Consider the following 23,796-nt stretch of genomic DNA (forward strand, 5'->3'; position numbering starts at 1 on the left):
GGACCGCCCACCGGCAGTGAGCCCCGTCGCCGGCGGGGCTCACTCCGCCTTGAACGCCGCCCGCAGCTCTTCCTTGAGCGACCGCTGGAACGCGGTCACCAACGCCTGCAGCACCATCGGCTGCATATGGGCCGACAGCGACTTCATCGCCGCCACATGCTCCGGGTCCGACTCCCGCTCCCGGTACGGATTCCACACCTCGTCCCGGAACAGCCGCGTCAGCTCCTGCGCGGCGGAACGGGTGTGCTCCAGCAGAACCGTGCGGGCCGCGAGGATCGTCTCGTGCGCGATCGGGACGTCGAGCAGCTCGACGCCGAGACGCAGCAGCCCGGGATCGACCCGGTAGCTCCCGGCCACCGCCTCCGCACGCTCCAGAACGCCCATCGCGGCCAGCCGGTCGATGTCCCCCTCGGTCAGAGCCCGTCCCGCCCGCCGCTCCAGCTCCGCCCGTGTCGTGTGCTCCGCCGAGTCCGGTGCCCAGGACGCCACCAGCGCCCGGTGGATGGCCAGATCGTGAGCGCTCAGATCGGGCGGCAGCTGCTCCAGATAGCGTTCGATCGCGGCGAGGGTCATGCCCTGGTGCTGAAGCTCCTCGATCAGCGCCAGCCGCGAGAGGTGCTCGTGCCCGTAGTGACCGACCCGGCGCGGTCCGATCACCGGGGGTGGCAGGAGCCCTCGCGTGCTGTAGAAACGCACAGTGCGTACGGTGACTCCGGCGCGCGCCGCCAGCTCGTCGACGGTGAGCGTCGGCTCCTCGGTCCCGGTCGCCATGTCTGCTCCTCGCTCCTGACCTCTGGGCACTGCTGTCCTCGGTCGCGGCTGTACGTGGGCACGGCCGCATCCGTTGCATCCATCCGGTTTAACAGTATTGCTGTCTCACCACTGTTGTGAAAGTGTCCGGCAGCATCGAAGCGCAGTCCCACCCCCCCGGTACGGACCCGCAAGGTCCGGCCGATGGCGCCAGGAGGCGGCCGTGACCACGATCCTGCGACTTCCCGCCGAACCCGGGCAACTCACGCTCCCCGCCCTGCTGCTGCGCAACGCCGAGGGCCATGGTGACCTTCCGGCGCTCTCGTGGCGTGCCGACGAGGCCATCGAGGCGCTGTACGGGGACGAGTGAACCCGGCCGGTTGTCAGTGGCGGCTCCTACGCTGGTGCCATGTCGGAGATCACGTATGTACGGGGGGACGCCACGGCGCCGCGGGGCAAGGGCGTCAAACTGATCGCGCATGTCTGCAACGACCTGGGCGGGTGGGGCAAGGGGTTCGTCCTCGCCGTCTCCCGCCGCTGGCCGGAACCGGAGGCCGCCTACCGGCGCTGGCACCGGGAGCGCGCGGGCAACGACTTCGGCCTGGGCGCGGTGCAGTTCGTCCAGGTCGGGCCCTACGTGTGGGTGGCGAACATGGTGGGGCAGCGGGGCATGCGTACGGGCAGCAAGGGGGTGCCCGTACGGTACGAGGCGATCGACACCGCCCTGGGCTCGGTCGCCGAACGGGCCGCCGAGCTGGGGGCATCGGTCCACATGCCCCGGATCGGATGCGGCCTCGCGGGCGGTAAGTGGTCCCGAACAGAGCCCTTGATCGAGCGTCGGCTGCTGCGCCGGGACATAGCCGTGACGGTGTACGACTACGAGTAGGGCGCCCGGCACTGAGCCCGCGTCACCGGTGAACCACCGCCCACCATAGGCTCCCGGTCATGCGAACCGACAGAGCTCCGGAAGCCCGCGCCCTTCTGATCACCGGCACCGTCGGGGCCGGCAAGACGTCGGTGGCCGACGCCGCAGGGGACCTGCTCACCGGCGTCGGCGTGCCCAACGCCGTCATCGACATGGACTGGCTCCGCCGGACCTGGCCCGCGCCCGCCGGTGACCGCTTCAACTTCGCCCTGCTGCTGCGCAATCTGAGGTGCGTGGTCGGCAACTACCTCGACTCGGGCGTCACCCGGATCGTCCTCGCGGGCGTCGTCGAGGACGCGGAGGGCCGGAAGCAGTGCGAGAAGGCGGTGGGCATCGGCCTGTCCGTGTGCCGGCTCCGGGTCGAGCTGCCGGTGGTCCGGCAGCGGCTGTCCCGGCGCCACGCGGACGAGCCCGAGGCGCTGCGGTGGCACCTGGACAGATCGGGGGAGCTGGACGGGATCCTCGACCGGGCCCAGGTGGAGGACTTCACGGTCGACGCCACCCACCACCGCGTCGACGAGGCCGCGGCCGCTGTGCTGGGAGCGGCCGGCTGGCGGTGACGGGCGGCACCGTCCTCCCGCGCACAGCGGCCGCCGGCCGGACCGGTCCCGCTGGTCCCACCGCCCCTGCCGCTCGCCGGTTCGCCGGAAATCGCATACTGGAAGACACATCAGCCGGGTACCGATCCGCCGCCCGCCGACTGCTGGGAGCGCCCGCATGAGCAGCGAAGAACCCCGAGGGAGCGGCCCCGAGCCGCCGCCGCCCGGCGGAGTGCTGTGGAGCCTCGCCGGGGACGTCCGCGCCCTGCTGATGCTCCCCGCGGCCCTCACCCTCCAGGTCGCGCATCCGGCGGTCGGCGCGGGCGTCGACGAGCACTCGGTGTTCCGTACGGACCCGTGGGGGCGCGGCGAGCGGTCCCTGCGCTCGCTCCAGCTCTGGGTGTACGGGGGCGAGGAAGCAGCCGAGGAGGGGCGGAGGCTGCGGAAGCTGCATCGCACCATCCAGGGCACGGACAGCCGAGGGCGCCGCTACCACGCGCTGTCACCGGAGAACTACGCGTGGGTGCACGCCACCGGCTTCCCCGTGTACCGGCACGCCACGCGCTATCTCGTTCGCCCCCTCACCGAGGCGCAGGAACAGGCCCTGTACCGGGAATGGCTTCAGGTCGGCCGGGTCCTCGGCATCCACGACCGGGACATGCCGCAGTCGATCGAGGAGTTCTGGCCGTACTTTCGCAAGATGCTCGCCGACGAGATCGAGGCGACCGTCGTCGTCGAGGAGCTGATCGCCACCGACCGGCCGGTACCGCCGCCGGACCGGGGTCCGCTGCCGGTCAGGTTGCTGCTCAAGGCCTTGTGGCCGGTCCTGTTCCCGCCGCTGGCCCGGTTCCGCAGGTTCATCACCATCGGGCTGATGCCGCCGGACGCGCGCGAGGCGATCGGTCTGGAGTGGACGGACGCGCAGGAGCGGAAGCTGCGCCGGTTCTGCGGTGTCGTCCGGGTCGTGGTGCCCGTGCTGCCTGAGCGGCTGCGTTATCTGCGGTTCGCCCGCGAGGCGCGGGCGGAGTACCGCAGATCTGTCCGGGGTGCTTCTCGCTGAAGGTCCTCCGGACTGGACGGGCGGCGTGGCGGGCGTCGCCCGTCAGGCCTGGGGACCAGGCGTTCGGATCAGGGTTTGCGCCCGACGCCGCTGGCCGCGTGGCCCTGAGCGGTGTCATCCAGCGGCTGGCCGGGATCGGGCCGCCAGGCCGCCGTCCTGACGACGCCGGGGTCGACCAGGTCCAGGCCGTGGAAGAAGCCGGCGATCTGCTCCGGACTGCGCAGGTGGTACGAGCTGGCCGAGTTCGCGTTGTACGCCCTGATGGCCGTGTTCAGTGCTTCGCTCGTGTTCGTACCGTCGCTCAGCGCCAGGTAGCTGCCCGAGGGCAGCGCGGCCACGAGCCGGTCGACGATGGCCAACGGGCCGTCCTCGTCCGGCAGCTGCCCCATGATTCCCAGCATCGTCAGACCGATCGGCCGGCTGAAGTCCAGTGTTCTGGCCGCCTGTTCGAGGATTGTGTCGACGTCCCGCACATCGGCGTCGATGTACGCACACGCGCCCTCGGGGGTGTCGGCGAGCAGTGCGCGGGCGTGGGTCAGTACGAGCGGGTCGTTGTCCACGTACACCACCCGGCACTCCGGCGCCAGCCGCTGAGCCACCTCGTGGGTGTTGTTGGCGGTGGGCAGGCCGGCACCGATATCGAGGAACTGGCGTATGCCGGCCTCCGCGGTCAGGAAGTGCACCGCGCGGGCGAGGAAGGCCCGTTGCAACCGGGCGATCTGAGCGAAGTCGGGAAACGCCTGCAGGATCATGTCGCCGGCCTCGGCGTCGACGGGGTAGTTGTCCTTGCCCCCGAGGAGGTAGTTCCACACCCGGGCCGAGTGCGGCCGGTCCGTCTGCAGCCTGTCGGTAAGTGAGTGAGAAAGTTCATTCATGAACAGAGCTTGGCACAGAGGCGTGCTGCTCAGGCGGATACCCGCTTGATGAGCTCGGTCGGCGTGATCACCGAATCGGGCTCCCCTCCCTCGCCGTCCAGCCGCTGCATCAGCAGACGAACCATCAACCGCCCCATGCCTTCGACATCCTGACGGACCGTCGTCAACGGCGGATCGGTCGCCTCGGCGACCTGCTCCATGTCGTCGAAGCCCACCAGTGCCACATCCTCCGGTACCCGTCGGCCGTGCTCGCCCAGCACCCGCAGGGCGCCGGACGCCATCAGGTCGTTGGACGCGAAGACTGCGTCGAGGTCGGGGTGGCGCGCCAGCAGCTCGGCCATCGCGCGGGCGCCGCCCTCGACGGTGAAGTCACCGTCCGCGACCAGGGACGGATCGGCGTCCGGCAGTACCTCGCGGTAGCCGTCGATCCGGTCGAGCGCCGACGTCTGGTCGCGAGGACCCGCAATGTGCGCGATCCGCTGCCGGCCGAGGGAGACCAGATGGCGTACGGCCTCGATGGCACCCCCACGGTTGTCGCAGTCGACGTAGGGGACGGCGTGTTCCGACGCGTCGCCCGTCGTGCCGGGGCGGCCGCCGTAGACCGTGGGGACCCGGAACCGGCGGATGATCGCGGGAAGTTCGTCGTCGGTGTGCAGCGAGAATGCCAGCACACCGTCCACATGGCCCCCGGCCAGATAGCGGGTGACCCGGTCGAAATCGCCGCTTCCCTCCACCAGGAGCAGCACCAACTGGGCGTCGAACACATTCAGTTCACGGCTGATTCCGCGGATCTGGCGGGAGAAGAACGGGTCGGAGAAGATCCGGAACTCCGGCTCGTCGATGATTACGGCGACCGCGCCGTTGCGCCGCGTGACCAGGGTCCGTGCCGCATGGTTCGGTATGTAGCCGAGCTCCTCGACCGCCTTGCGGACCTGGTCCACCAGCGGCCGGCGCACCCCCGCCCCGCCGTTCACGACCCGGGAGGCCGTCGCCCTGGAGACCCCGGCGAGGGCCGCCACGGCCTCCAGCGTGGGACGGACATCGCGAGCGGAATCGGGGCTCGGACCGGGCAAGGGACGCTCCTCGGGCGCACGGGACCGGCCGTGAGCGGCCGGGGCTGGCGGGCCAGCACGAACCCCGCCAGCCTATCCGGCGCCGTCACCCCGCCCGGGGGTGACGGCGCCGACCACGGCCCTGTGGATCGGTCCCGGTCGTGGATCGTGTTCGTCGCGGCGATCCTTCTCCAGGAGGCGGGCTGCCCGGCGCCCTGCACGGTCCGTGCCGCGCTGGGCGCCGGAGCCTCGGGCCGCGACGGCTGGTACGGCCAGGTGTCGAAGAACCCGGCGAGGGGCGTGCCCGACACCCGCTCCGGGTACGTCACGAAGTCGCTCACGTTCGCGTTCCCGTAGGCATGCTCGGCCGGCCGGCCCTTCAGCAGCGCGAAGAAGGTCTCGTCACCCAGCTTGTTCCGGAGCGCCTGGAGGGCAAGCACCGAGCCGACATGGCACTTGACTGCCCATCCGTCACATCCGCCTGTGATCGCCCCCTGTTGCACAGGAGTTGACCGGGGTACCTTCCGCAGATGCCGATACGTGCGCGGAGCACCCGCTTGACGTACAGATCGCTGGTGGTGGCGGCCTCGGCCGCCCTGATGACCGTCCTGCTCTCACCGGCAGGTGCACAGGGCGCGAGCCCGCGGGAGAGCAGAGCCGTCTACTCGTACGGGAACGCCGTCCGTGAGTCCGTCTGGGTGGACACCGGACTGGACGGCGACGGAGACGGGAAGAGCGACCGCGTCGCCGTCGACATCGTCCGGCCGCGCGAACCCGCGCAACAGGGCCGGAAGATACCCGTGATCATGGACGCCAGCCCGTACTACTCGTGCTGCGGGCGGGGTAACGAGAGTCAGTTGAAGACCTACGACACCAACGGCGACCCCGTCCAGTTCCCGCTCTACTACGACAACTACTTCGTGCCGCGCGGCTATGCCTTCGTCGCCGTGGATCTGGCCGGTACCAATCGCTCCGACGGCTGCGTCGACGTCGGCGGCCGCTCCGACATCCAGTCCGCGAGAGCCGTCATCGACTGGCTGAACGGCCGGGCCCGCGGCTACACCACCCGCACCGGCACCGGACGCACCACGGCACGCTGGTCCAACGGCCGTACCGGCATGATCGGCAAGAGCTACGACGGCACCATAGCCAACGGTGTGGCGGCGACCGGAGTCGACGGGCTGCGGACCATCGTCCCGATCGGTTCCATCTCCTCCTGGTACGACTACTACTTCGCCCAGGGTGCCCCCCTCTACGACGGTGGCCCCGAATGGCTCTCCGACTATGTCGAGAGCCCCGAGGCGCGGGCGCGCTGCGCAGCCGTGCAGCGGAAACTCGTCGACGAGGCGCCCCGTACCGGCGACTGGACGAAGCTCTGGAGCGAGCGCGACTACGTGAAGGACGCCCGCAAGGTGAAGGCCAGCGTCTTTGCCGTGCACGGGATGCAGGATCTCAACGTCCGCACCAAGCACCTCGGCCAGTGGTGGGACGCCCTTGCCGCCCAAGGTGTGGAGCGCAAGATCTGGCTCTCCCAGACCGGTCATGTCGACCCGTTCGACTACCGGCGCGCCGAGTGGGTCGACACGCTGCACCGCTGGTTCGACCACTACCTCCTCGGCTACGACAACGGCATCGACCACGCACCGATGGCCGACATCGAACGCCACCCCGACCAATGGTCCACCGACAAGGTCTGGCCGCCCCGCACCACCGCCGCCACCACCGTGCGCCCCGGCGCCGGTACCGCACCCGGCGTCGGCACCCTCACCCGGAGGACCGCCCGGCCCGGCGCCACCGAGACGTTCACCGACGATCCGAAGCAGAACGAGACGGACTGGGCCGCGGACCTGGACCGGTCCACGGACGCCAAGGCCGGGTTCCTCACCGCGCCGCTCGCCCACGACCTGCGGCTCTCCGGCTCGTCGAAGGTGACCGTCACCGCGACCCCGACCACCTCGACCGCCCATCTCTCGGCAGTCCTCGTCGATGTCGGCCCCGACACCATCCGGGACTACGGCGCATCCGGCGAAGGCATCAGAACCCTCGTCGATCGCACCTGCTGGGGTGCGAGCACGGCCGGCGACAGCTCCTGCTTCAAGGAGACGACGGCCAGAACCGCCGCCGTCGACCGGACCGTCTTCAGCCGCGGCTGGGCCGACCTCGGTACGTACGCCTCCGCAGGCAAGGGCCGCCCGCTCACCCCGGGCAAGCGCTACACGATCACGGTCGATCTGGCCGCGAGCGATCACGTGGTGCCGGCCGGGCACCGCCTCGCCCTGATCGTCGCGGGTACCGACCGGGACCTCATCGATCCACCGGCCTCCACGCCCACGCTCACCCTCGATCTGGCGCGAACGTCCGCGAAGCTGCCGTTCGTCGGCGGCGCCGCAGCGTTCGTACGCGCCACCGCGGGCCCCGCGCACGCGGTAGCCACCCCCCACGCATCCCGTCCCGAAGACGTGGCACCGCCGCGTCCCGCACTCCGTATCCCGGGAGGCAGCCGCTCATGACACCCCGTATCCCGTTCGCCCGCAACCTCGCCATCGCCGTCGCGGCGACGGCGCTGGCCGTCCCCCTGGCCGCCGCGCCGGCCCAGGCCGCGCCCACCCCGCCCCGTACCGGCTTCGAAACCAGCAACGGGGCCCACTGGACCGGCCAGCCCGAGGAGCAGTCCTTCCTGGCGGCCGTCGACCGGGGCAGCGACCGGGTCTCCGTCGACCGGATCGGCACGACGAAACAGGGCCGCCCGCTCCAGCTCGTCCGAATCGGCAACCAGCGCGCGGCCACCACGGTCCTGCTGATCTGCAGTCAGCACGGCAACGAGCCGTCCGGCCGCGAGGCGTGTCTGACCACCATCCGTGATCTCGCGTACTCCGACGACCGGGCGACCCGCACCTTCCTCTCGCACACCGATGTCCTCGTGGTGCCCACCGCCAACCCCGACGGGCGCGCCGCGAACACCCGGGGCAACTCCGACGGCGTCGACATCAACCGCGACCACATCGCCCTCCAGACCGCCGAGGCACGCGCCATGGCAGCGGTCATCCGCGACCGGAAGCCCGAGGTGATCTACGACCTGCACGAGTACGGTGCCACCCCGCCGTACTACGACAAGGACCTGTTCGTCCTCTGGCCCCGCAACCTCAACGCCACCGACCGGGTGCACGACGAATCGCAGACCCTGGCGGAACAGTACGTGCGGCCCACCGCCAAGGACGCCGGCTACAGCAGCGGTCTCTACGGGATCTGGACCGACCCCGTCACCGGAGACCCGATCAAGCAGACGGCGGGTGACGGGCAGGAGCGCATCCTGCGCAACACCTCGGGCATCAAGCACGCGGTCGGCCTGCTCATCGAGTCCCGCGTCGATGCGCTCACCGCGGCCGAGAAGGCCGACCCGGCCCTCAACAGCCGGCGCCGCGTCGACTCACAACTCGTCGCGCTCGACGGTCTGTTCCGCTTCACCGACGAACGACGCGGTCCCATCGGCGCCGCCACCGCCGCGTCCCGCGCGGCCGGGTACGCCGACCGCGGTCCCGTCTATCTCGGGGGCGCGGACAACGAACCGGCCGAACCCGTCAAGATCCTTCAGGACCCGCCGTGCGGCTACCGCCTGAGCGCCGCGCAGTTCGCCGACGTCAAGGACGAACTCGCCCTGCACGGCGTCACCTCCCGGCCCGACGGTGACGGAGCGTACGTATCGATGCGGCAGTCGGCCCGGAAGCTGATCCCGCTCCTCCTGGACGAGCGGGCGACATATCACCTCACAAGCGGTCAGCCCGATACGGCTTGTTGAGCACGTGAACCATCTGATGCGCGCGGTGCTGCCAACGGAGAGCGGAACTCAGCTCCCGTGACAGGTGCCACCCGTGTCGCAGGACGAACAGAGGACGGGCGGCCGGGGATCTGCCGGTGACGGCGGATCTGCCCGGCCGCCCGCGCCCTCCGCCCCGCGGCCCGGTTCAGGAGAGGAGATCGGCCGCCGCCCGCGCGCAGCCCAGGGCCACCGTCACGCCCGCACCCCCGTGCCCGTAGTTGTGCACCAACCGGCCGCCGCCCGGCAGCGGTTCGACCCCGATCCGCACACCGGCGTCACGCGCGGGACGCAGACCCACCCGGTGCCCGATGACCCGCGCACCCGCGATCTCCGGCCGGATCCGGGCACACCGGGCCACGATCTCCTCGGCGGTACGGGGGTCGGGCACCGTGCTCCAGTTGTCCACCTCGGCCGTGCCGCCGAGAACCAGCCTCCCGGGCTGCGGGAAGAAGTACGTCGTCGCGTCCGACACAGGGTCCGCCTCGGTGAACCACTCCTCGATCCCCGGGTTCTCCACCAGCACCAGCTGGCCGCGCACCGGGCGCACCCCGGCATCGGGGACCAGCTCGCGCGCCGCGAGACCGGTGCAGTTGACCACCGTCGCAGCCTCCGCGGCGGCTTCGTCGAACGAGGCGACCGTACGCCGCTCGACGGCGCCGCCGGCTGCCGCCAACTGCCGCTCCAGCCAGCGAAGATGGACCGGCATGTCGATCAGCGGCAGCCGGACCCGCAGCCCCTCCGCGACCTCCTTCACGTCCTTCAGCTGCCCTGTCCACGACCCGAGAGCGGCGAGCCGCTCGCCCCCGTGCAGACCGGGGATCAGCCGCACCCCCGTCTCCTCCGGGCGCCCGGCCAGTTGCTCGTATCTCCGGAGCGAGGTCAGCGACCAGTCGCCGACCGACTCCTCCGGCTCGATCCGGTACGGCCACCACAACGCCCCCGCCACTGCCGACGTCGTCGCCGTGGCCGGCTCCCGGGACCAGACCCGCACCCGGTGGCCGCGCTCGGCCAGCACCAGGGCCGTGGTCAGCCCGATGATCCCGCCCCCCACCACGATCACGTCCGGCACGTCCGCCCGCCCCGTCATCCCTGCCCGTGTGTCGCTCATGGCCGGACGCTAACGGAATCCGCGCTGCCGCGCGCACAACGGGTCCGCGTTGGGAATACTCGGAACATGTCTGCCGAGTACGCGACTTTCGGCCTTGCGCCGGCGATGCGAGCCGGTGGAGTCCTGGCCGACGGTGACCACCAGGTGCACCGGGACTTCATGGACTTCGTCATCGACGGCCGTCCGCTGCTGTTCCATCTCTCCGACCTCGACGCCGTCTCCCCGCTCGCCTCCGACGTACCGCCCGCGATCTTCACCACCCACGTGCGGCGCCTGCTCCTCGAAGCGGATGCCCCGCTGCCCGACGGGCGCTATGTGATCTACGGGTGTCCGGAGTGCGAGAGCCTCGCATGCGGGGCGGTCACCGCCGTCATCGAACGCGACGGCACCGACGTCGTCTGGCGCGACTTCGCCTGGCAGACATACGAGACCGTCGACCTGGAACAGGGCGGCTACCACGGGATAGGGCCGTTCCGCTTCGACGGAGACCAGTACCGGCAGGAACTGGAACGCCTTCTGACGTCCGAGGCGGCGGGCGGCACGGAAGCGGGGCCGGACGCGCCCGCCGGGCAGCGCGTGCTGCTCATCGGGGCTCGCGCCGCCGTACTCGCCAAGCTCGCCGCCGCGCTCCGCACCATCGGGATCGGCGCCGACATCACCGCGGACGCCGCCAAGGTGCCCGCCGAGGAACTCCGCGGCTACCGCGCCGTGGCCTTCGGCCGGGCGATCACCGAGGACGAACGCGCCGCCGTGCGTCACGCGTTCACCCGGGCCGCCGCGGACGTCGCCTACGTGGACGGCCTGGCCCCGGTGGTCCCGGTGCTGGTCGCCCAGATCCAGCACGCCCTGGACCGCAGCGCACCGGCCCGGCGCCGCCTGGTCCGGCTGACGGCGGCGGACGGCACGGCCGAGGTCGACGTCAGCTCGGCCTGCCGGGTCAGCCTGGTCGCCTACCGCCTCGACCGGCTGTACCGCACCCACGTGCAGGAGGTCTTCGACGGCGTACTGGAGCCGGGGCAGCACCGAATTCCACTGGACACACGGGCCGTCAAGGGACGATCCTTCGTCGTGGCACGCACCACCGGGAGCGTGCTGGTGGCCCCCATGGTCCACCACTGAGCACGGAGTCGATGGCCCCGGCGAGCCGCCAATCGCCGCACACAATGCCTCGAACGCACCACCGGTCGTCCAGGAGGTCCGCCTCCGTGCCGCGATGAGCGGCGACCGGGGCGGGCCCGCCCCCGCGATCCGCACCCGCACCCGCGCGGAACTGCGCCGCACCCGGCGCCCCCGCGCCCACTCCTGCTGGGACCATCTCTACGCAGCACCGCTCTGGCCGCTGCACGGCGCCAACCTCGGCACCCTCGCCCGCACCTGCGACGCGGTCGGCGCCTGCCTCACCGTGCCCCGCTTCCCCTGGGTCCCCGAGGCCCTCGCCCGCGGCAACACCCTCCGCGAACCTCTCTGCACCCACTGGACCGGCGACCCCCTCGGCTGGTTGCGGAAACAGCGCGAACGCGGCCTGCGGATCGTCGGCGTCGAGCTGGCCGACGAAGCGATTCGCCTCGCCGACCTGCCCGCAGCCCGCCAACCGACCGTGATCGTTCTCGGCCATGAGCAGCACGGCATCCCGCCCGAGGCACTGGATCTCCTCGACACGTGCGTGGAGATACCGATGATCGGTACAGGCGCGAGCCTGAACGTCGCCGTGGCGGGCTCCCTCGCCCTGTACAAACTGGCCGGGCTGCTCTGACAACCGTCGAGAGCGAAGCCGTCCGCCGATTAGGATCGACACCCTGATGACTGCCACTCTCGTCGCCAAGGACCTCGCCGCCGGACACGGCGACCGCACGCTCTTCGCCGGACTCGACCTCGTCGTCGCACCCGGTGACGTGATCGGTCTCGTCGGAGTCAACGGAGCCGGAAAATCGTCCCTCCTCCGGCTGCTCGCCGGGCTCGACCGACCGGAGGAGGGCGAGCTGCGGCTCTCCCCGCCCACCGCCACAGTCGGCCACCTCCCGCAGGAGCCGGAGCGCCGCCAGGACGAGACCGTGCGGGACTTCCTCGCCCGCCGGACCGGCGTCGCCGACGCCCAGACGGCGATGGACGCCGCCACCCAGGCCCTCGTCGACGGGGCACCGGGGGCGGAAGACGCGTACTCCGAAACTCTCGAACGCTGGCTGGCCCTGGGCGGCGCCGACCTCGACGAGCGCGCCGAGGAGGTCGCCGCCGACCTCGGTCTGACCGTCGGCCTCGACCTGCCGATGACCGCGCTCTCCGGGGGCCAGGCCGCCCGCGCCGGACTCGCCTCGCTGCTTCTGTCGCGGTACGACGTCTTCCTCCTCGACGAGCCCACCAACGATCTGGACCTGGACGGACTGGAGCGACTGGAGCGGTACGTCTCCGGGCTGCGCGCCGGCACCGTCGTCATCAGCCACGACCGCGAGTTCCTGATGCGTACGGTCACCAAGGTCCTCGAACTCGATCTCGCCCAGCAGCAGATCAACCTCTACGGAGGTGGGTACGCGGCCTATCTGGAGGAGCGCGACCGGGCCCGCAGGCACGCCCGTGAGGAGTTCGAGGAGTACGCCGACAAGCGCTCCGCCCTCGAAGGCCGCGCCCAGATGCAGCGCAGCTGGATGGACAAGGGCGTCAAGAACGCCCGCCGCAAGGCCACCGACTCCGACAAGATCGGACGCAAGTTCCGCAGCGAAGCGAGCGAGAAGCAGGCCGCGAAGGCCCGGCAGACGCAGCGCATGATCGAACGGCTCGATGTCGTCGAGGAGCCGCGCAAGGAGTGGGAGCTGCGGATGGAGATCGCCACGGCCCCGCGCTCCGGATCGGTCGTCGCCACGCTCCGCGAGGCGCAGGTCGTGCGCGGCGACTTCGCGTTCGGGCCGGCGTCGCTGCAGATCGACTGGGCGGACCGGGTGGCGATCACCGGCGCAAACGGAGCCGGCAAGTCCACTCTCCTCGCGGCACTGCTCGGCCGCCTGCCGCTGGACTCGGGCCATGCGACGCTCGGCTCGGGCGTGGTCGTGGGCGAGGTGGACCAGGCCCGGAAGCTGTTCCACGGCTCGGAGACCTTGCTCGAGGCGTTCTGCGCAGCCGTCCCCGAGACCGAACCCGCCGAGGTCCGCACGCTGCTCGCCAAGTTCGGGCTGCGCGCGGACCATGTGATGCGTCCCGCCACGACCCTCTCCCCGGGCGAACGGACCCGGGCGGCCCTCGCCCTTCTCCAGGGCAAGGGCGTGAACCTCCTGGTCCTGGACGAGCCGACGAACCACCTCGACCTGCCCGCGATCGAGCAGCTGGAGTCGGCGCTCGACTCGTACACGGGGACGTTGCTGCTGGTCACGCACGACCGACGGATGCTCGATGTCGTCCGCACGACGCGCATGCTGCGGGTGGACGGGGGCAGGGTCACCGAGAGCTGAGGGTCAGCGGGTGCGTACGCCGTCCAGGGCGATCTCCAGGACGCGGTCGCGCTGTTCGGTCGTGGGGTACGACGCCCCGGTGACGCCCGCGACCATGCGGATCAGGTCGTCGAAGGACATGTCGGGCCGGACCTCGCCGGCTTCCTGGGCGCGCGTGAACAGCGGGCCGCCCGCCTCGTACATCGAGGTGCGGCAGGAGACGAACACATCGGACTCGCCGTCCATCGCCTCGCGAATCGCCCGCTTGGTGACCATGTACTCGACGAAGCGGCGCAGCCAGACGGTCAGCGCCTGCCACGGCGGCTCGTCCGCGACCTCCTCGGCGACCTTGCACAGGGCGTCGACCTCGTCCGCGTAGACGACCTCGAAGAGCTGGAGGCGGGTCGGGAAATTGCGGTACAGCGTGCCGATGCCGACGCCCGCGCGGCGCGCGATGTCCTCCAGGGAGGCGTCGGCACCCTGGGCGGCGAAGGCCTCACGGGCGGCCTTCAGCAGCGCGTCGTAGTTGCGCCGGGCGTCGGCTCGGCGCGGGCGCCGGGCCTCGACGATCTCGCTCACCGGGGTGTGCGCCACCTTGTGTCTCCCTGACTTGAACCGGAGGTGTGCCTCCGCTAATCTGGAGGTGCTCCTCCACTTTACCAGTGGAGCGGCTTCCGGCGTCGGCTGTGCCCGACGGCTCCCATCCTTCCGGACGCGGCAGCGAGGCCGCGCCCCGCGTCCGTGCCCCCGGGGCACCCCGCACTCCCACCCCCTACCGGTGCAGACGGCCGGTTTCCGCCGTCCCGCAGAACCGGCATGCCCGTATACCCGAGAGAGAACCCGACTTTGTCCGCTCCGTCCCGACCGCGTTCCTCGAACCGGGTCACCTTCGCCGTCCTCGCGACCGGCGCGGGTGTGTTCTCCCTCCTCCAGTCTCTGATCGCACCGGCCCTGCCCACCGTCCAGCACGCCATGCACACCTCGCAGGCGACGGTGACCTGGGTGATGACGGCCTATCTCCTCTCCGCCTCGATCTTCACCCCGATCCTCGGTCGCGTCGGCGACCTGATCGGCAAGAAGCGCACGCTCGTGGCCGCACTGGTCGCGGTACTCGTCGGCTGTCTGCTCGCCGCGCTCGCGCCCAACATCGGCATCCTGATCGTCGCGCGGGTCGTGCAGGGCATCGGCGGCGCCCTCTTCCCGCTGTCCTTCGGCATCATCCGGGACGAGTTCGACGCCTCCCGGGTCGGCGCCAGCATCAGCAACCTGTCCGCGGTCATCGCCGCGGGCGGCGGCCTCGGTATCGTCCTCGCCGGGCCCATCGTCGCCACGCTCGACTACCGCTGGCTGTTCTGGCTTCCGGTGATCGTGGTCGCGCTGACCGCCGCGATCGCCCTCCGGTACGTGCCCGAGTCGCCGCGGCGCGCCGAGGGTCGCGTCAACTGGAGCGGTGCGATCCTGCTCTCCGGCTGGCTGGTGGCGCTTCTGCTGCCGCTGAGCCAGGCAAGCTCGTGGGGCTGGGGCTCGGCCCGGGTCCTCGGCCTGTTCGCGGTCGCCGTCGTGCTGTTCGCCGCATGGCTGGTCGCCGAGGCGCGGGCCGAACACCCGCTGATCGATCTGCGCATCATGCGGCTGTACCCGGTGTGGACGACCAATGCGACCGCACTGCTCTTCGGGGCGGGCATGTACGCGGTGTGGTCATTCCTGCCAGGCTTCGCACAGACCCCGTCGGCCGCCGGGTACGGATTCGGCTCCAGTGTCACCGGGGCCGGACTGCTGATGCTGCCCATGCTGGTCGCGATGTTCGCCTCCGGTGTGCTCAGTGGCCGCCTCGCTCCCGTGGTCGGCGCGAAGAGCCTGCTCGTCACCGGTGCGGCACTCGGTGCGGTCTCCTGCGGACTGCTCACCGTCTGGCACGGACAGGTCTGGCAGGTCTCCGTGGCCGCCGGGGTGTTCGGCCTCGGCATCGGATTGGCGTTCGCCTCCATGGCCACCCTCATCGTGCACAGCGTCCCGGCCGAGCAGACCGGCGCTGCGACCGGCATGAACGCCAACATTCGCACCATCGGCGGCTCCATCGGCGCCGCGGTCACCGGCATCCTGGTCACCGGACGGCTCCAGCCGACCGGGCTCCCGTACGAGTCCGGCTACACCCACGGCTTCGCCCTGCTCACCCTCCTCTGCCTCGCCGCGTCGCTCGTGGCCCTGCTGATCCCGGCCCGCCGTGCGTCGCTCCAGCTCCGCGCGACCGGGGCAGGGGCGGACCGGAAGGAGACGGCGGGGGTGGCCGGAGGCTAAGGGCTGTCCCGTAATCCCTGGCGGGCGCACGACGACACCTACGGCACCTCGCTGCGTTGTCGGAACGCGCGAGTACGTCCGGTGCGTGCGATCGCAGGGCGGAGGGTCGTCCTCGTACCGGACGTACTCGGGCGGGCCCGACAACGCGGCGAGCGTGCGTGCCGGGCGTCGCGGCGCAGACGGGACTTCCGACACACGCCCTGGTGCCCCTCCCGGCGGGCGGGAACTGCGCAGCGCAGTCGGCGGCAGCACAGTGCACCGGCTGGCGGCGTGCTCAGCGGGCGCCCGGCTCCGGGCCCGGCCGGTTCCCTCGGCGCATTCCGGGTGGGCCCGCCGGGGGCCGGTCGGGTCTCGTCACCCGGCCCGGCCCCCGGCCTGGTCAGCGCTTGCCGCGGCGGTTCCCGGGACTGCCGCCGTCCGCCAGGCCCGCGCGGCGCAGGGCGTCGGCCATCGCGCTGTTCGTGGGGGCCGGGGCCGCCGCCTGGCGGGCGCCGCCTCCGCCGTCTCGGCGTTCGCGGGGCGTGCGCTGCTGGGGCGGGCGTGTGCCCTGGGCGCGCTCACGGCGCCGGCCCTGGCCGCCGCCGGAAGCCTGTGGTGCCGCCTCGTCGTCCAACCGCAGCGTCAGTGAGATCCGCTTCCGCGGGATGTCGACGTCCATCACCTTCACCTTCACGATGTCGCCCGGCTTCACCACATCACGCGGATCCTTCACGAACGTCTTCGACATCGCCGACACATGCACCAGACCGTCCTGGTGCACACCCACGTCCACGAACGCCCCGAACGCGGCGACGTTCGTGACGACTCCCTCCAGCACCATCCCGGGGGTCAGATCGCCGATCTTCTCGACGCCCTCCTTGAAGGTGGCCGTCTTGAACGCGGGCCGCGGGTCGCGACCCGGCTTCTCCAGCTCCTTCAGGATGTCCGTGACCGTCGGCAGACCGAACTTCTCGTCCACGAAGTCGTCGGCGCGCAGCGACCGCAGCACGCTCGAGTTGCCGACCAGCGCAGCGACCTCGCCGCTCACGGCCTTGGCCATCCGCCGCACCACCGGGTACGCCTCCGGGTGCACGCTCGACGCGTCGAGCGGGTCGTCGCCCCGGATCCGGAGGAAGCCCGCGCACTGCTCGTACGCCTTCGGGCCCAGCCGCGCCACATCCTTCAGCGCCTTCCGGGACCGGAAGGGCCCGTTCGCGTCCCGGTGCGCGACGATGTTCTCGGCGAGGCCGGAGCCGATGCCCGAGACCCGCGAAAGCAACGGGGCGGACGCGGTGTTGACGTCGACGCCGACACCGTTCACACAGTCCTCGACGACCGCGTCCAGCGAGCGCGACAGCTTCACTTCGGACAGGTCGTGCTGGTACTGGCCGACGCCGATCGACTTCGGGTCGATCTTCACGAGCTCGGCCAGCGGGTCCTGCAGACGCCGCGCGATCGACACCGCGCCGCGCAACGACACGTCCATGTCGGGGAGTTCCTGCGAGGCGAAGGCGGAGGCCGAGTAGACCGAGGCGCCCGCCTCGGACACCATCACCTTGGTGAGCTTCAGCTCCGGGTTCCGCTCGCACAGTTCACCCGCGAGCTTGTCCGTCTCGCGGGACGCCGTGCCGTTGCCGATCGCGATCAGATCGACGGAGTGCTCCCTCGCCAGCCGCTCCAGCTTGGCCAGGGACTCGTCCCACTTGTTCGCCGGGACGTGCGGGTAGATGACGTCCGTCGCGACGACCTTGCCGGTCGCGTCGACGACGGCGACCTTCACCCCGGTACGGAAACCGGGGTCGAGCCCCAGCGTGGCGCGCGTGCCGGCCGGCGCGGCGAGCAGCAGGTCGCGCAGGTTCGAGGCGAAGACCCGTACCGCCTCGTCCTCCGCAGCCGTCCGCAGCCGCAGCCGCAGATCGATCCCGAGGTGGACGAGGATCCGGGTCCGCCACGCCCACCGCACCGTGTCGCCGAGCCACTTGTCGCCGGGGCGGCCCCGGTCGGCCACGCCGAAGCGCCGGGCGACCATGTTCTCGTACGTCGAAGGGCCCGGCTCGTCCGACGGCTCCTCCGGCTCCAGGACCAGGTCGAGCACGTCCTCCTTCTCGCCCCGGAGCATCGCGAGCACCCGGTGCGAGGGCAGCGCGGTGAACGGCTCGGCGAAGTCGAAGTAGTCGGCGAACTTCGCGCCGGCCTCTTCCTTGCCGTCCCGCACCTTCGCCGCCAGCCGCCCGCGCGACCACATGCGCTCACGCAGCTCGCCGATCAGGTCCGCATCCTCCGAGAAACGCTCGGTCAGGATCGCCCGGGCGCCCTCCAGCGCCGCCGCCGCGTCCGCGACGCCCTTGTCGGCGTCCACGAAGGCAGCCGCCGCGGCGAGCGGGTCGACCGACGGGTCGCCGAGCAGACCCTCGGCCAGCGGTTCGAGCCCCGCCTCCCGGGCGATCTGCGCCTTCGTCCGCCGCTTCGGTTTGAACGGCAGATAGATGTCCTCCAGACGGGCCTTGGTGTCGGCCGCCCTGATCTGCGCCTCCAGAGCCTCGTCCAGCTTGCCCTGCTCCCGTACGGACTCGAGGATCGCCGAACGTCGATCCTCCAGCTCCCGCAGGTAGCGCAACCGCTCCTCGAGTGTGCGCAGCTGCGCGTCGTCGAGCATCTCGGTCGCTTCCTTGCGGTAGCGCGCGATGAACGGCACGGTCGACCCGCCGTCGAGCAGCTCGACGGCCGCCTTCACCTGCCGCTCGCGTACGCCGAGCTCCTCGGCGATCCTGCCTTCGATGGACGTCGTCACGGTTTCTACCGACTCGCCTTCTCGTACTGGCTGTGCTTACCGGGGCCAGGGCACGCCGTGGTCCCTTCGCCAGCATTGTGCCGGGTGGCCGGGCGCCGTGTCGCCCGACCACCCCGTTTGTCGACCGGTCGGCGGCTCAGCCCTTGCCGACCAGATCGGCCGGGAACGCACCCGCGGAAGCCGCCGTGATGAGGAATCCGCGCGCCAGCTCGGTGAGCCGTTCCACGCCCTCCGCGCCCAGATGCTCGTACGGTGCCAGGTCCATCCGGTCCGTGGTGTCCTCAAGCTCCGCCCGCAGTGCGACGCCCGCCTCCGTCAACTCGCCCTCGCCGTCGAGAAGTCCGCGCCCGCGCAGCCGTTCGGCCGCTTCCTCCCAGTCCGTGCGGCGCCAGCCGCGGGTGGCGAGCACCCAGCGCGGGGACATCCCCTTTCCGGTCGCGGTGTGGCTGACCAGGGCCTCGACCGGGTCGAGGCCGGCGGCGACGAGCGCGGCGAGATGGCCGTCACCGCGGTGTTCGCGCAGCAGCGTCCCGGCGTGCCAGTACGCCAGATGCGGCTGCTCCGGCACCGGCAGATCGGCGTGGGCGGCGTACAGCGGCCGGGCGTGTCGCGTGCACGCCTCGGCGGCGCGCAGCGCCAGCCCCGCCGCCTCGGCCAGCTCGGGGGAGTCGATGATCTCCGGGCCGAGCAGTCGGCGCAGCGTCGTGTCCACGGCCCGCAGCCGGGCGTCCAGGACCGCCTGCGGCGAGGCGACGGACCACACCGCGGGGAGGTGCCGGGCGACGAGTTCGTGGTTGAAGTTGTAGAAGGTGGCGGTGACCGTGCCGGGTCCGACGGCGCCGAGAGCCGCTCCGCGTGAGGCGAAGTAGGCGGCGTTCGAGTCGTCGATGCCGAGCTCTGCGAGCTCCTTGCCGAGGTCGGGGGAGAAGTAGACCGTCGAGTGCAGGGGGTTGATGGCGTTGTGGCAGCGGCGTCCGGCGCGCGGCGGCAGAGTACTCATGCCCGCACGTTACCGACTGGTTGGTACGCCCCGTAACCCCGAGGCCCGGCCCAGTTCCGGCCGGTGCCGGTATGGCAGGAAAGGTGGGTTCTTCGTCATTGCGGCCATCTTCGTGGCTGCCCAGGATGGCAGACATGACGCAGCGATCCGTACTCGTCGTCCTCTTCGACGGCGTTCAGAGTCTCGACGTGACCGGGCCCATGGAGGTCTTCGCCGGTGCCTCCCGCTTCCCGGACGTCACGTACGGCCTCCGCACCGCCTCCCTCGACGGGGCGCCGGTCCGCACGAGCGTCGGCCTCACCCTCGTTCCGGACGGCAGCCTCGCCGACGCCGAACCGCCCCACACCCTTCTTGTCCCCGGCGGCCAGGGCACCCGGCACCCCGATCCGGCACTCGTCGACTGGCTGCGCACCCAAGCCCCGCACGCCGAACGACTGGTCTCGGTCTGCACGGGAGCGCTGCTCCTCGCCGCCGCCGGCCTCCTGGACGGGCACCGGGTGACCACCCACTGGGTGATCGCCGACCATCTCGCCCGCTCCTACCCGGATGTCGAGGTCGACCCGGACCCGATCTTCGTACGCGACGGGAAGCTGGCCACCTCCGCCGGCGTCACCGCGGGCATCGACCTCTCCCTCGCTCTCGTCGAGGAGGACTTCGGCAGGCAGGTGGCCCTCACCGTCGCCCGCCATCTCGTGGTCTTTCTGCGCAGACCCGGGAACCAGGCCCAGTTCAGCGCCCAGCTCACCGCACAGACCGCACGCCGCGAGCCGCTGCGCGAGGTCCAGCACTGGATCACCGAACACCCCGACGACGACCTCTCCGTCGACGCGCTCGCCGCCCGGGCCCGCCTCTCGCCCCGTCACTTCGCCCGCGCCTTCCAGACCGAGACGGGAATGACCCCCGGCCGGTACGTCGAACGTGTCCGGATCGAACACGCCAGACGGCTGCTGGAGGACACCACCGACGGGGTCGCCGGGATCGCGCGCACCTGCGGGTACGGCACCCCGGAGGCGATGCGCCGTGCCTTCGTCAAGGCCCTCGGCACCGCCCCCGCCGAATACCGGCGCCGCTTTCGTCCCCAGCCCATGACCGGCACGACCAGCAGTGTCAACTGAAAGGACCACCATGCAGATCGCCATCGTTCTTTTCGACCGCTTCACGGCCCTCGACGCCGTCGGCCCCTACGAAATCCTCTCCCGCGCCCCCGGCGCCGAGACCGTCTTCGTCGCCGAGCGGACCGGTCCCGTGCGCAACGACAGCGGCAGCCTCGCGCTCGTCGCCGATCGGACCCTCGCCGACGTGCCCGCCCCGGACGTGGTGATCGTCCCCGGCGGCCCCGGCCAGAGCGCCCAGATGGAGAACGAGACGCTGCTCGGCTGGCTGCGCGCCGCGGATGCGACCAGCACCTGGACGACCTCCGTCTGCACCGGCTCGCTGCTGCTTGCCGCGGCCGGTCTGCTCAAGGGGCGGCGTGCCACCTCGCACTGGCTCGCCCTGGACCTCATCAAGACCTTCGGAGCCGAGCCGACCGGCGAACGAGTCGTCATCGAGGGCAAGTACGTGACGGCCGCCGGTGTCTCGTCCGGCATCGACATGGGGCTCACCCTGCTCGGCCGGATCGCCGGCGACGAGCACGCCCAGGCCGTACAGCTGCTGACGGAGTACGACCCCCGGCCGCCCTACGACGCGGGGTCACCGGAGAAGGCTCCGGCCGCGCTCGTCGAGGAATTCCGCGCCAAGAGCCGCTTCATCCTCCGTTAGGGGATGGTCGCAAAGCGGCGCCGGGGACGGCTGCGAAGGACCGTCGGCCGCCCGGAGGGAGTGGTCCGCCGCGGGCCGGGCGGGGCCTTCGCCGACATGCCCTGCCGGGATGTCCGGCGCTCAGGTCGTCCAGGTGAAGCGCGGCGCCCGCCGCTCCAGGAAGGCGGCGACACCCTCCGCCGTGTCGCCGCTGCGGCGCGCCTGCTCCACCCAGTACGCGTCCCGGTCCTCCCGCCCCGTGGCGAACTCCTTTGCCGCCGCCTGTGTCAGCTGTGAGCGCGATGCCAGGATCCGTACGTACGCCTCCACCCGCTTGTCCAGCTCACCGGTCGGCAGCACCTCGTCCACCAGTCCGGTGCGCAGCGCCCGTTCCGTACCGATCAACTCGCCGGAGAACAGCAGATGCTTGGCCGCGGCCGGTCCGATCAGTGAGACCAGCCGCCGGGTCGACGACGCGGCGTAGACGATCCCGAGCCTGGCCGGGGTGACGCCGAAGGACGCGCCCTCCTCGGCGAACCGCAGATCGCAGGCGGCCGCCAGCTGGCTGCCGCCGCCCACGCAGTAGCCGCGCACCGCGGCGAGCGTCGGCCGGGGAAAGGCGGCCAGGGCCTCCTCGGCCGCCACCGCCAGAGCCTGCGGATCGTACGCCGGGTCGCTCGCCCGGTCCCGCAGTGAGGAGATGTCCGCGCCCGCGCAGAAGGTGTCCCCTGCGCCGGTCAGAACCAGGACGCGCACGGCGGGGTCGGCGGCCATCCGCTTCAGCAGTGCGGGCAGAGCCTGCCACATGGCGGCCGTCATGGCGTTGCGCTTGGCCGGGTTGCTGATCACGACGGTGGCGATGCCGTCCGCGACGGTGAGCTGCAGCTGCGGTTCCGTACGGTCCATGCGCCGGATGCTATCCGCACCGTTCGAACCTGTGATCAAGAAGGGGTCGCGAAGTCACGCACCGTGAGGAGCTGTCGGAGGGACGTTCCCGGACTCCAGGGCGGGAAACCGAGCCGCAGTTTCGGCGGGCTCGTCCTGCTCGGCGCCCTCCTGCTCGTGGCGGGCCTGGACGGGCCCGTCCAGGCCGGGGACGTGACCGGGGTCCGTGGCCGCCGCGTCGTCTCGCCGGCCTCGGACCGGATGGCGACCGAGGCACCCCCGGACAAGCCTCCAGAAGAAGATCAGAACCAGTCCGAGAACTGACGCTGTCATACTCATTCGAAAAAATTCTGTCGATAGAGGTCGACTTCTGTTCAGTAGCACAGTCCGGACCGACTACTCCCCGCACTCTGTACTTCGACGTGCAGTGACTGTCGAGTCGAGAGCGGGTGCGGGAACTATGGAGAGCCGCGGGAGTGTCCCCGCCAGGCCCGTGCCGTACGAGGGAGTCTGGCGGTTCACCGCGCCGGCCGTCGACGTCTCCGTACCGCAGGCCCGGCACGCCGTACGCGATCTGCTGAACCGCCAGGGCGTGCCCATGGACGAGGGCATCACCCAGGGCCTGCTGCTCATCGTCTCCGAGCTGGTCACCAACGCCGTGAAGCACGCCGCTCTGCTCTCCCCGGAGCTCGCGGTCGAGGTGGCCGTCGGTGCCGAATGGGTCAGAGTCTCCGTCGAGGACAACCACCCGTACCGGCCCACGGCGCTGGAGACGGACTACGCGCAGACGGGCGGGCGCGGGCTGCTGTTGGTCCGGGAGATCACGAACGAGGCGGGCGGCACCTGCGATGTGGAGCACACCGCCGGCGGCGGAAAGATCATCTGGGCGGCACTGCCGCTGACCCCGCTCCTCTGACCGCCCGCCCGTCCCGCGCCCGCCGTTCGGTTCGCCGCTACCAGCCCGCGGACGGGCCGGTCAGCTCCCTGATCGCCGGGCGCGCGGCATCGAGCACCGTCATGAACCATGCCGAGAACGGTGCCTCGGCATGCCGCTTCGCCAGTTCGTCGGCGGCCACGAACGCCGTCTCGCCGACCTCCTCGGGGTCCGGCTTCAGCTCCGCCTGCGCCATACCGACGAAGAGGTGGTTGAACTCCTGCTCCACCAGGCCCGATGCCGGGTCGGGGTGGTTGTAGCGGACGGTGCCCGCCTCGGCCAGCAGCGAGGGCGAGATCCCGAGCTCCTCGTACGTACGCCGGGCGGCGGCGGTGAAGGGTGCCTCGCCCGGGTACGGGTGGCCGCAGCAGGTGTTCGACCAGACACCGGGGGAGTGGTACTTGCCGAGCGCCCGGCGCTGCAGCAGCAGTCTGCCCTGCTCGTCGAAGAGGAACACGGAGAACGCCCGGTGCAGTTGACCGGGTGCCTGGTGGGCGGCGAGCTTCTCCGCCGTGCCGATGGTGGTGCCGTTCTCGTCGACCAGTTCGAGCATGATCGCTTCTGCTGTGCCGTTCGACGAGCTGTTCGCCGCGGTGGCTGGTGTGGTCGGCATACCCATCCTTCGCT

The 23,796-nt window shown here is 71.3% G+C and carries 23 protein-coding genes and 1 pseudogene; 14 read left to right on the top strand and 10 right to left on the bottom strand.

What is annotated here, in order from left to right:
* Positions 1-39: 39 nt before the first annotated feature.
* Positions 40-771: a MerR family transcriptional regulator gene (locus ACFU6I_RS07840; RefSeq protein ID WP_384362819.1), complete on the bottom strand. Its 732-nt coding sequence runs from the start codon at positions 769-771 to the stop codon at positions 40-42.
* A 202-nt stretch (positions 772-973) separates the two neighbouring features.
* On the opposite strand from ACFU6I_RS07840, the gene ACFU6I_RS07845 reads away from it, so the two are divergent.
* The 4 genes from ACFU6I_RS07845 (at position 974) to ACFU6I_RS07860 (ending at position 3,274) form a co-directional block, all read left to right on the top strand.
* Positions 974-1,120 carry a hypothetical protein gene (locus tag ACFU6I_RS07845; RefSeq protein WP_384362880.1) on the top strand — a complete coding sequence of 49 codons (147 nt, stop codon included), beginning with the start codon at positions 974-976 and terminating at the stop codon, positions 1,118-1,120.
* A gap of 39 nt (positions 1,121-1,159) precedes the next feature.
* Positions 1,160-1,636: a macro domain-containing protein gene (locus tag ACFU6I_RS07850; RefSeq protein WP_384362821.1), complete on the top strand. Its 477-nt coding sequence runs from the start codon at positions 1,160-1,162 to the stop codon at positions 1,634-1,636.
* 59 nt (positions 1,637-1,695) lie between these two features.
* A complete protein-coding gene (locus tag ACFU6I_RS07855) occupies positions 1,696-2,235 on the top strand; it encodes a hypothetical protein (protein ID WP_384362823.1) in 540 nt (179 codons plus the stop codon).
* Between the two features lie 157 nt (positions 2,236-2,392).
* On the top strand, positions 2,393-3,274 hold the full coding sequence (locus ACFU6I_RS07860; RefSeq protein WP_384362825.1) for an oxygenase MpaB family protein: 882 nt from the start codon (positions 2,393-2,395) through the stop codon (positions 3,272-3,274).
* A gap of 68 nt (positions 3,275-3,342) precedes the next feature.
* On the opposite strand, the gene ACFU6I_RS07865 is transcribed toward ACFU6I_RS07860, so the two are convergent.
* From ACFU6I_RS07865 to ACFU6I_RS07875, 3 genes and pseudogenes are all read right to left on the bottom strand, one after another.
* On the bottom strand, positions 3,343-4,149 hold the full coding sequence (locus ACFU6I_RS07865; RefSeq protein WP_384362827.1) for an SAM-dependent methyltransferase: 807 nt from the start codon (positions 4,147-4,149) through the stop codon (positions 3,343-3,345).
* A gap of 29 nt (positions 4,150-4,178) precedes the next feature.
* On the bottom strand, positions 4,179-5,222 hold the full coding sequence (locus tag ACFU6I_RS07870; RefSeq protein WP_384362829.1) for a LacI family DNA-binding transcriptional regulator: 1,044 nt from the start codon (positions 5,220-5,222) through the stop codon (positions 4,179-4,181).
* A gap of 131 nt (positions 5,223-5,353) precedes the next feature.
* Positions 5,354-5,638 (bottom strand): annotated as a pseudogene (locus ACFU6I_RS07875) (M1 family peptidase); the annotation flags it as partial.
* Between the two features lie 93 nt (positions 5,639-5,731).
* Here ACFU6I_RS07875 and ACFU6I_RS07880 point away from each other — a divergent pair.
* Together ACFU6I_RS07880 and ACFU6I_RS07885 are read left to right on the top strand one after the other, a co-directional pair.
* A complete protein-coding gene (locus ACFU6I_RS07880) occupies positions 5,732-7,711 on the top strand; it encodes a Xaa-Pro dipeptidyl-peptidase (RefSeq protein WP_384362831.1) in 1,980 nt (659 codons plus the stop codon).
* On the top strand, positions 7,708-8,997 hold the full coding sequence (locus tag ACFU6I_RS07885) for a M14 family metallocarboxypeptidase (protein ID WP_384362836.1): 1,290 nt from the start codon (positions 7,708-7,710) through the stop codon (positions 8,995-8,997). The genes ACFU6I_RS07880 and ACFU6I_RS07885 overlap by 4 nt, the downstream gene beginning before the upstream one ends.
* A 166-nt stretch (positions 8,998-9,163) precedes the next feature.
* On the opposite strand, the gene ACFU6I_RS07890 is transcribed toward ACFU6I_RS07885, so the two are convergent.
* Positions 9,164-10,126: an NAD(P)/FAD-dependent oxidoreductase gene (locus ACFU6I_RS07890; RefSeq protein ID WP_384362838.1), complete on the bottom strand. Its 963-nt coding sequence runs from the start codon at positions 10,124-10,126 to the stop codon at positions 9,164-9,166.
* Between the two features lie 66 nt (positions 10,127-10,192).
* Here ACFU6I_RS07890 and ACFU6I_RS07895 point away from each other — a divergent pair, with 66 nt between their 5' ends.
* From ACFU6I_RS07895 to ACFU6I_RS07905, 3 genes are all read left to right on the top strand, one after another.
* Positions 10,193-11,245, top strand: a complete 1,053-nt coding sequence (locus ACFU6I_RS07895) for an oxidoreductase (RefSeq protein ID WP_384362840.1) — start codon at positions 10,193-10,195, stop codon at positions 11,243-11,245.
* A 94-nt stretch (positions 11,246-11,339) separates the two neighbouring features.
* Positions 11,340-11,879, top strand: a complete 540-nt coding sequence (locus tag ACFU6I_RS07900; RefSeq protein WP_327243095.1) for a TrmH family RNA methyltransferase — start codon at positions 11,340-11,342, stop codon at positions 11,877-11,879.
* A 46-nt stretch (positions 11,880-11,925) separates the two neighbouring features.
* A complete protein-coding gene (locus ACFU6I_RS07905; RefSeq protein WP_345516343.1) occupies positions 11,926-13,563 on the top strand; it encodes an ABC-F family ATP-binding cassette domain-containing protein in 1,638 nt (545 codons plus the stop codon).
* 3 nt (positions 13,564-13,566) lie between these two features.
* On the opposite strand, the gene ACFU6I_RS07910 is transcribed toward ACFU6I_RS07905, so the two are convergent.
* On the bottom strand, positions 13,567-14,136 hold the full coding sequence (locus tag ACFU6I_RS07910; protein ID WP_384362843.1) for a TetR/AcrR family transcriptional regulator: 570 nt from the start codon (positions 14,134-14,136) through the stop codon (positions 13,567-13,569).
* 252 nt (positions 14,137-14,388) lie between these two features.
* On the opposite strand from ACFU6I_RS07910, the gene ACFU6I_RS07915 reads away from it, so the two are divergent.
* Complete coding sequence (locus ACFU6I_RS07915; protein ID WP_384362845.1) at positions 14,389-15,840, top strand: MFS transporter; 1,452 nt, start codon at positions 14,389-14,391, stop codon at positions 15,838-15,840.
* A 379-nt stretch (positions 15,841-16,219) separates the two neighbouring features.
* On the opposite strand, the gene ACFU6I_RS07920 is transcribed toward ACFU6I_RS07915, so the two are convergent.
* Together ACFU6I_RS07920 and ACFU6I_RS07925 are read right to left on the bottom strand one after the other, a co-directional pair.
* Positions 16,220-18,610: a Tex family protein gene (locus ACFU6I_RS07920; protein ID WP_384362847.1), complete on the bottom strand. Its 2,391-nt coding sequence runs from the start codon at positions 18,608-18,610 to the stop codon at positions 16,220-16,222.
* 136 nt (positions 18,611-18,746) lie between these two features.
* The gene (locus ACFU6I_RS07925; protein ID WP_345516347.1) at positions 18,747-19,610 is read right to left on the bottom strand and encodes a hypothetical protein; all 864 of its coding nucleotides are present in this window, start codon (positions 19,608-19,610) and stop codon (positions 18,747-18,749) included.
* Positions 19,611-19,744: 134 nt separating this feature from the next.
* On the opposite strand from ACFU6I_RS07925, the gene ACFU6I_RS07930 reads away from it, so the two are divergent.
* Both ACFU6I_RS07930 and ACFU6I_RS07935 read left to right on the top strand, forming a co-directional pair.
* A complete protein-coding gene (locus ACFU6I_RS07930) occupies positions 19,745-20,725 on the top strand; it encodes a GlxA family transcriptional regulator (RefSeq protein WP_384362849.1) in 981 nt (326 codons plus the stop codon).
* A gap of 10 nt (positions 20,726-20,735) precedes the next feature.
* On the top strand, positions 20,736-21,371 hold the full coding sequence (locus ACFU6I_RS07935) for a DJ-1/PfpI family protein (RefSeq protein ID WP_345516349.1): 636 nt from the start codon (positions 20,736-20,738) through the stop codon (positions 21,369-21,371).
* 120 nt (positions 21,372-21,491) lie between these two features.
* Here ACFU6I_RS07935 and ACFU6I_RS07940 read toward each other — a convergent pair whose 3' ends face one another.
* A complete protein-coding gene (locus ACFU6I_RS07940; protein ID WP_384362852.1) occupies positions 21,492-22,256 on the bottom strand; it encodes an enoyl-CoA hydratase/isomerase family protein in 765 nt (254 codons plus the stop codon).
* Between the two features lie 63 nt (positions 22,257-22,319).
* Between ACFU6I_RS07940 and ACFU6I_RS07945 the strand changes: the two genes are divergently transcribed.
* Positions 22,320-22,559: a hypothetical protein gene (locus ACFU6I_RS07945; protein ID WP_384362854.1), complete on the top strand. Its 240-nt coding sequence runs from the start codon at positions 22,320-22,322 to the stop codon at positions 22,557-22,559.
* A gap of 136 nt (positions 22,560-22,695) precedes the next feature.
* Positions 22,696-23,151: an ATP-binding protein gene (locus tag ACFU6I_RS07950; RefSeq protein ID WP_384362856.1), complete on the top strand. Its 456-nt coding sequence runs from the start codon at positions 22,696-22,698 to the stop codon at positions 23,149-23,151.
* Between the two features lie 37 nt (positions 23,152-23,188).
* Here the strand turns inward: ACFU6I_RS07950 and idi are convergent, their stop codons facing one another.
* Entirely contained in the window at positions 23,189-23,782 is a 594-nt protein-coding gene (idi, locus tag ACFU6I_RS07955) for an isopentenyl-diphosphate Delta-isomerase (protein ID WP_384362858.1), read from the bottom strand.
* Positions 23,783-23,796: the final 14 nt, after the last annotated feature.

The sequence above is a fragment of the Streptomyces sp. NPDC057486 genome, from assembly GCF_042802415.1.
GTDB lineage: Bacteria > Actinomycetota > Actinomycetes > Streptomycetales > Streptomycetaceae > Streptomyces > Streptomyces yanii.

Coding starts and splice junctions, on each gene's coding strand:
- ACFU6I_RS07840 (WP_384362819.1), bottom strand. CDS start 771: ATGGCGACCGGGACCGAGGAGCCGACGCTCACCGTCGACGAGCTGGCG.
- ACFU6I_RS07850 (WP_384362821.1), top strand. CDS start 1,160: ATGTCGGAGATCACGTATGTACGGGGGGACGCCACGGCGCCGCGGGGC.
- ACFU6I_RS07855 (WP_384362823.1), top strand. CDS start 1,696: ATGCGAACCGACAGAGCTCCGGAAGCCCGCGCCCTTCTGATCACCGGC.
- ACFU6I_RS07860 (WP_384362825.1), top strand. CDS start 2,393: ATGAGCAGCGAAGAACCCCGAGGGAGCGGCCCCGAGCCGCCGCCGCCC.
- ACFU6I_RS07865 (WP_384362827.1), bottom strand. CDS start 4,149: ATGAATGAACTTTCTCACTCACTTACCGACAGGCTGCAGACGGACCGG.
- ACFU6I_RS07880 (WP_384362831.1), top strand. CDS start 5,732: ATGCCGATACGTGCGCGGAGCACCCGCTTGACGTACAGATCGCTGGTG.
- ACFU6I_RS07885 (WP_384362836.1), top strand. CDS start 7,708: ATGACACCCCGTATCCCGTTCGCCCGCAACCTCGCCATCGCCGTCGCG.
- ACFU6I_RS07890 (WP_384362838.1), bottom strand. CDS start 10,126: ATGAGCGACACACGGGCAGGGATGACGGGGCGGGCGGACGTGCCGGAC.
- ACFU6I_RS07895 (WP_384362840.1), top strand. CDS start 10,193: ATGTCTGCCGAGTACGCGACTTTCGGCCTTGCGCCGGCGATGCGAGCC.
- ACFU6I_RS07900 (WP_327243095.1), top strand. CDS start 11,340: ATGAGCGGCGACCGGGGCGGGCCCGCCCCCGCGATCCGCACCCGCACC.
- ACFU6I_RS07905 (WP_345516343.1), top strand. CDS start 11,926: ATGACTGCCACTCTCGTCGCCAAGGACCTCGCCGCCGGACACGGCGAC.
- ACFU6I_RS07925 (WP_345516347.1), bottom strand. CDS start 19,610: ATGAGTACTCTGCCGCCGCGCGCCGGACGCCGCTGCCACAACGCCATC.
- ACFU6I_RS07930 (WP_384362849.1), top strand. CDS start 19,745: ATGACGCAGCGATCCGTACTCGTCGTCCTCTTCGACGGCGTTCAGAGT.
- ACFU6I_RS07935 (WP_345516349.1), top strand. CDS start 20,736: ATGCAGATCGCCATCGTTCTTTTCGACCGCTTCACGGCCCTCGACGCC.
- ACFU6I_RS07940 (WP_384362852.1), bottom strand. CDS start 22,256: ATGGACCGTACGGAACCGCAGCTGCAGCTCACCGTCGCGGACGGCATC.
- ACFU6I_RS07950 (WP_384362856.1), top strand. CDS start 22,696: ATGGAGAGCCGCGGGAGTGTCCCCGCCAGGCCCGTGCCGTACGAGGGA.
- idi (WP_384362858.1), bottom strand. CDS start 23,782: ATGCCGACCACACCAGCCACCGCGGCGAACAGCTCGTCGAACGGCACA.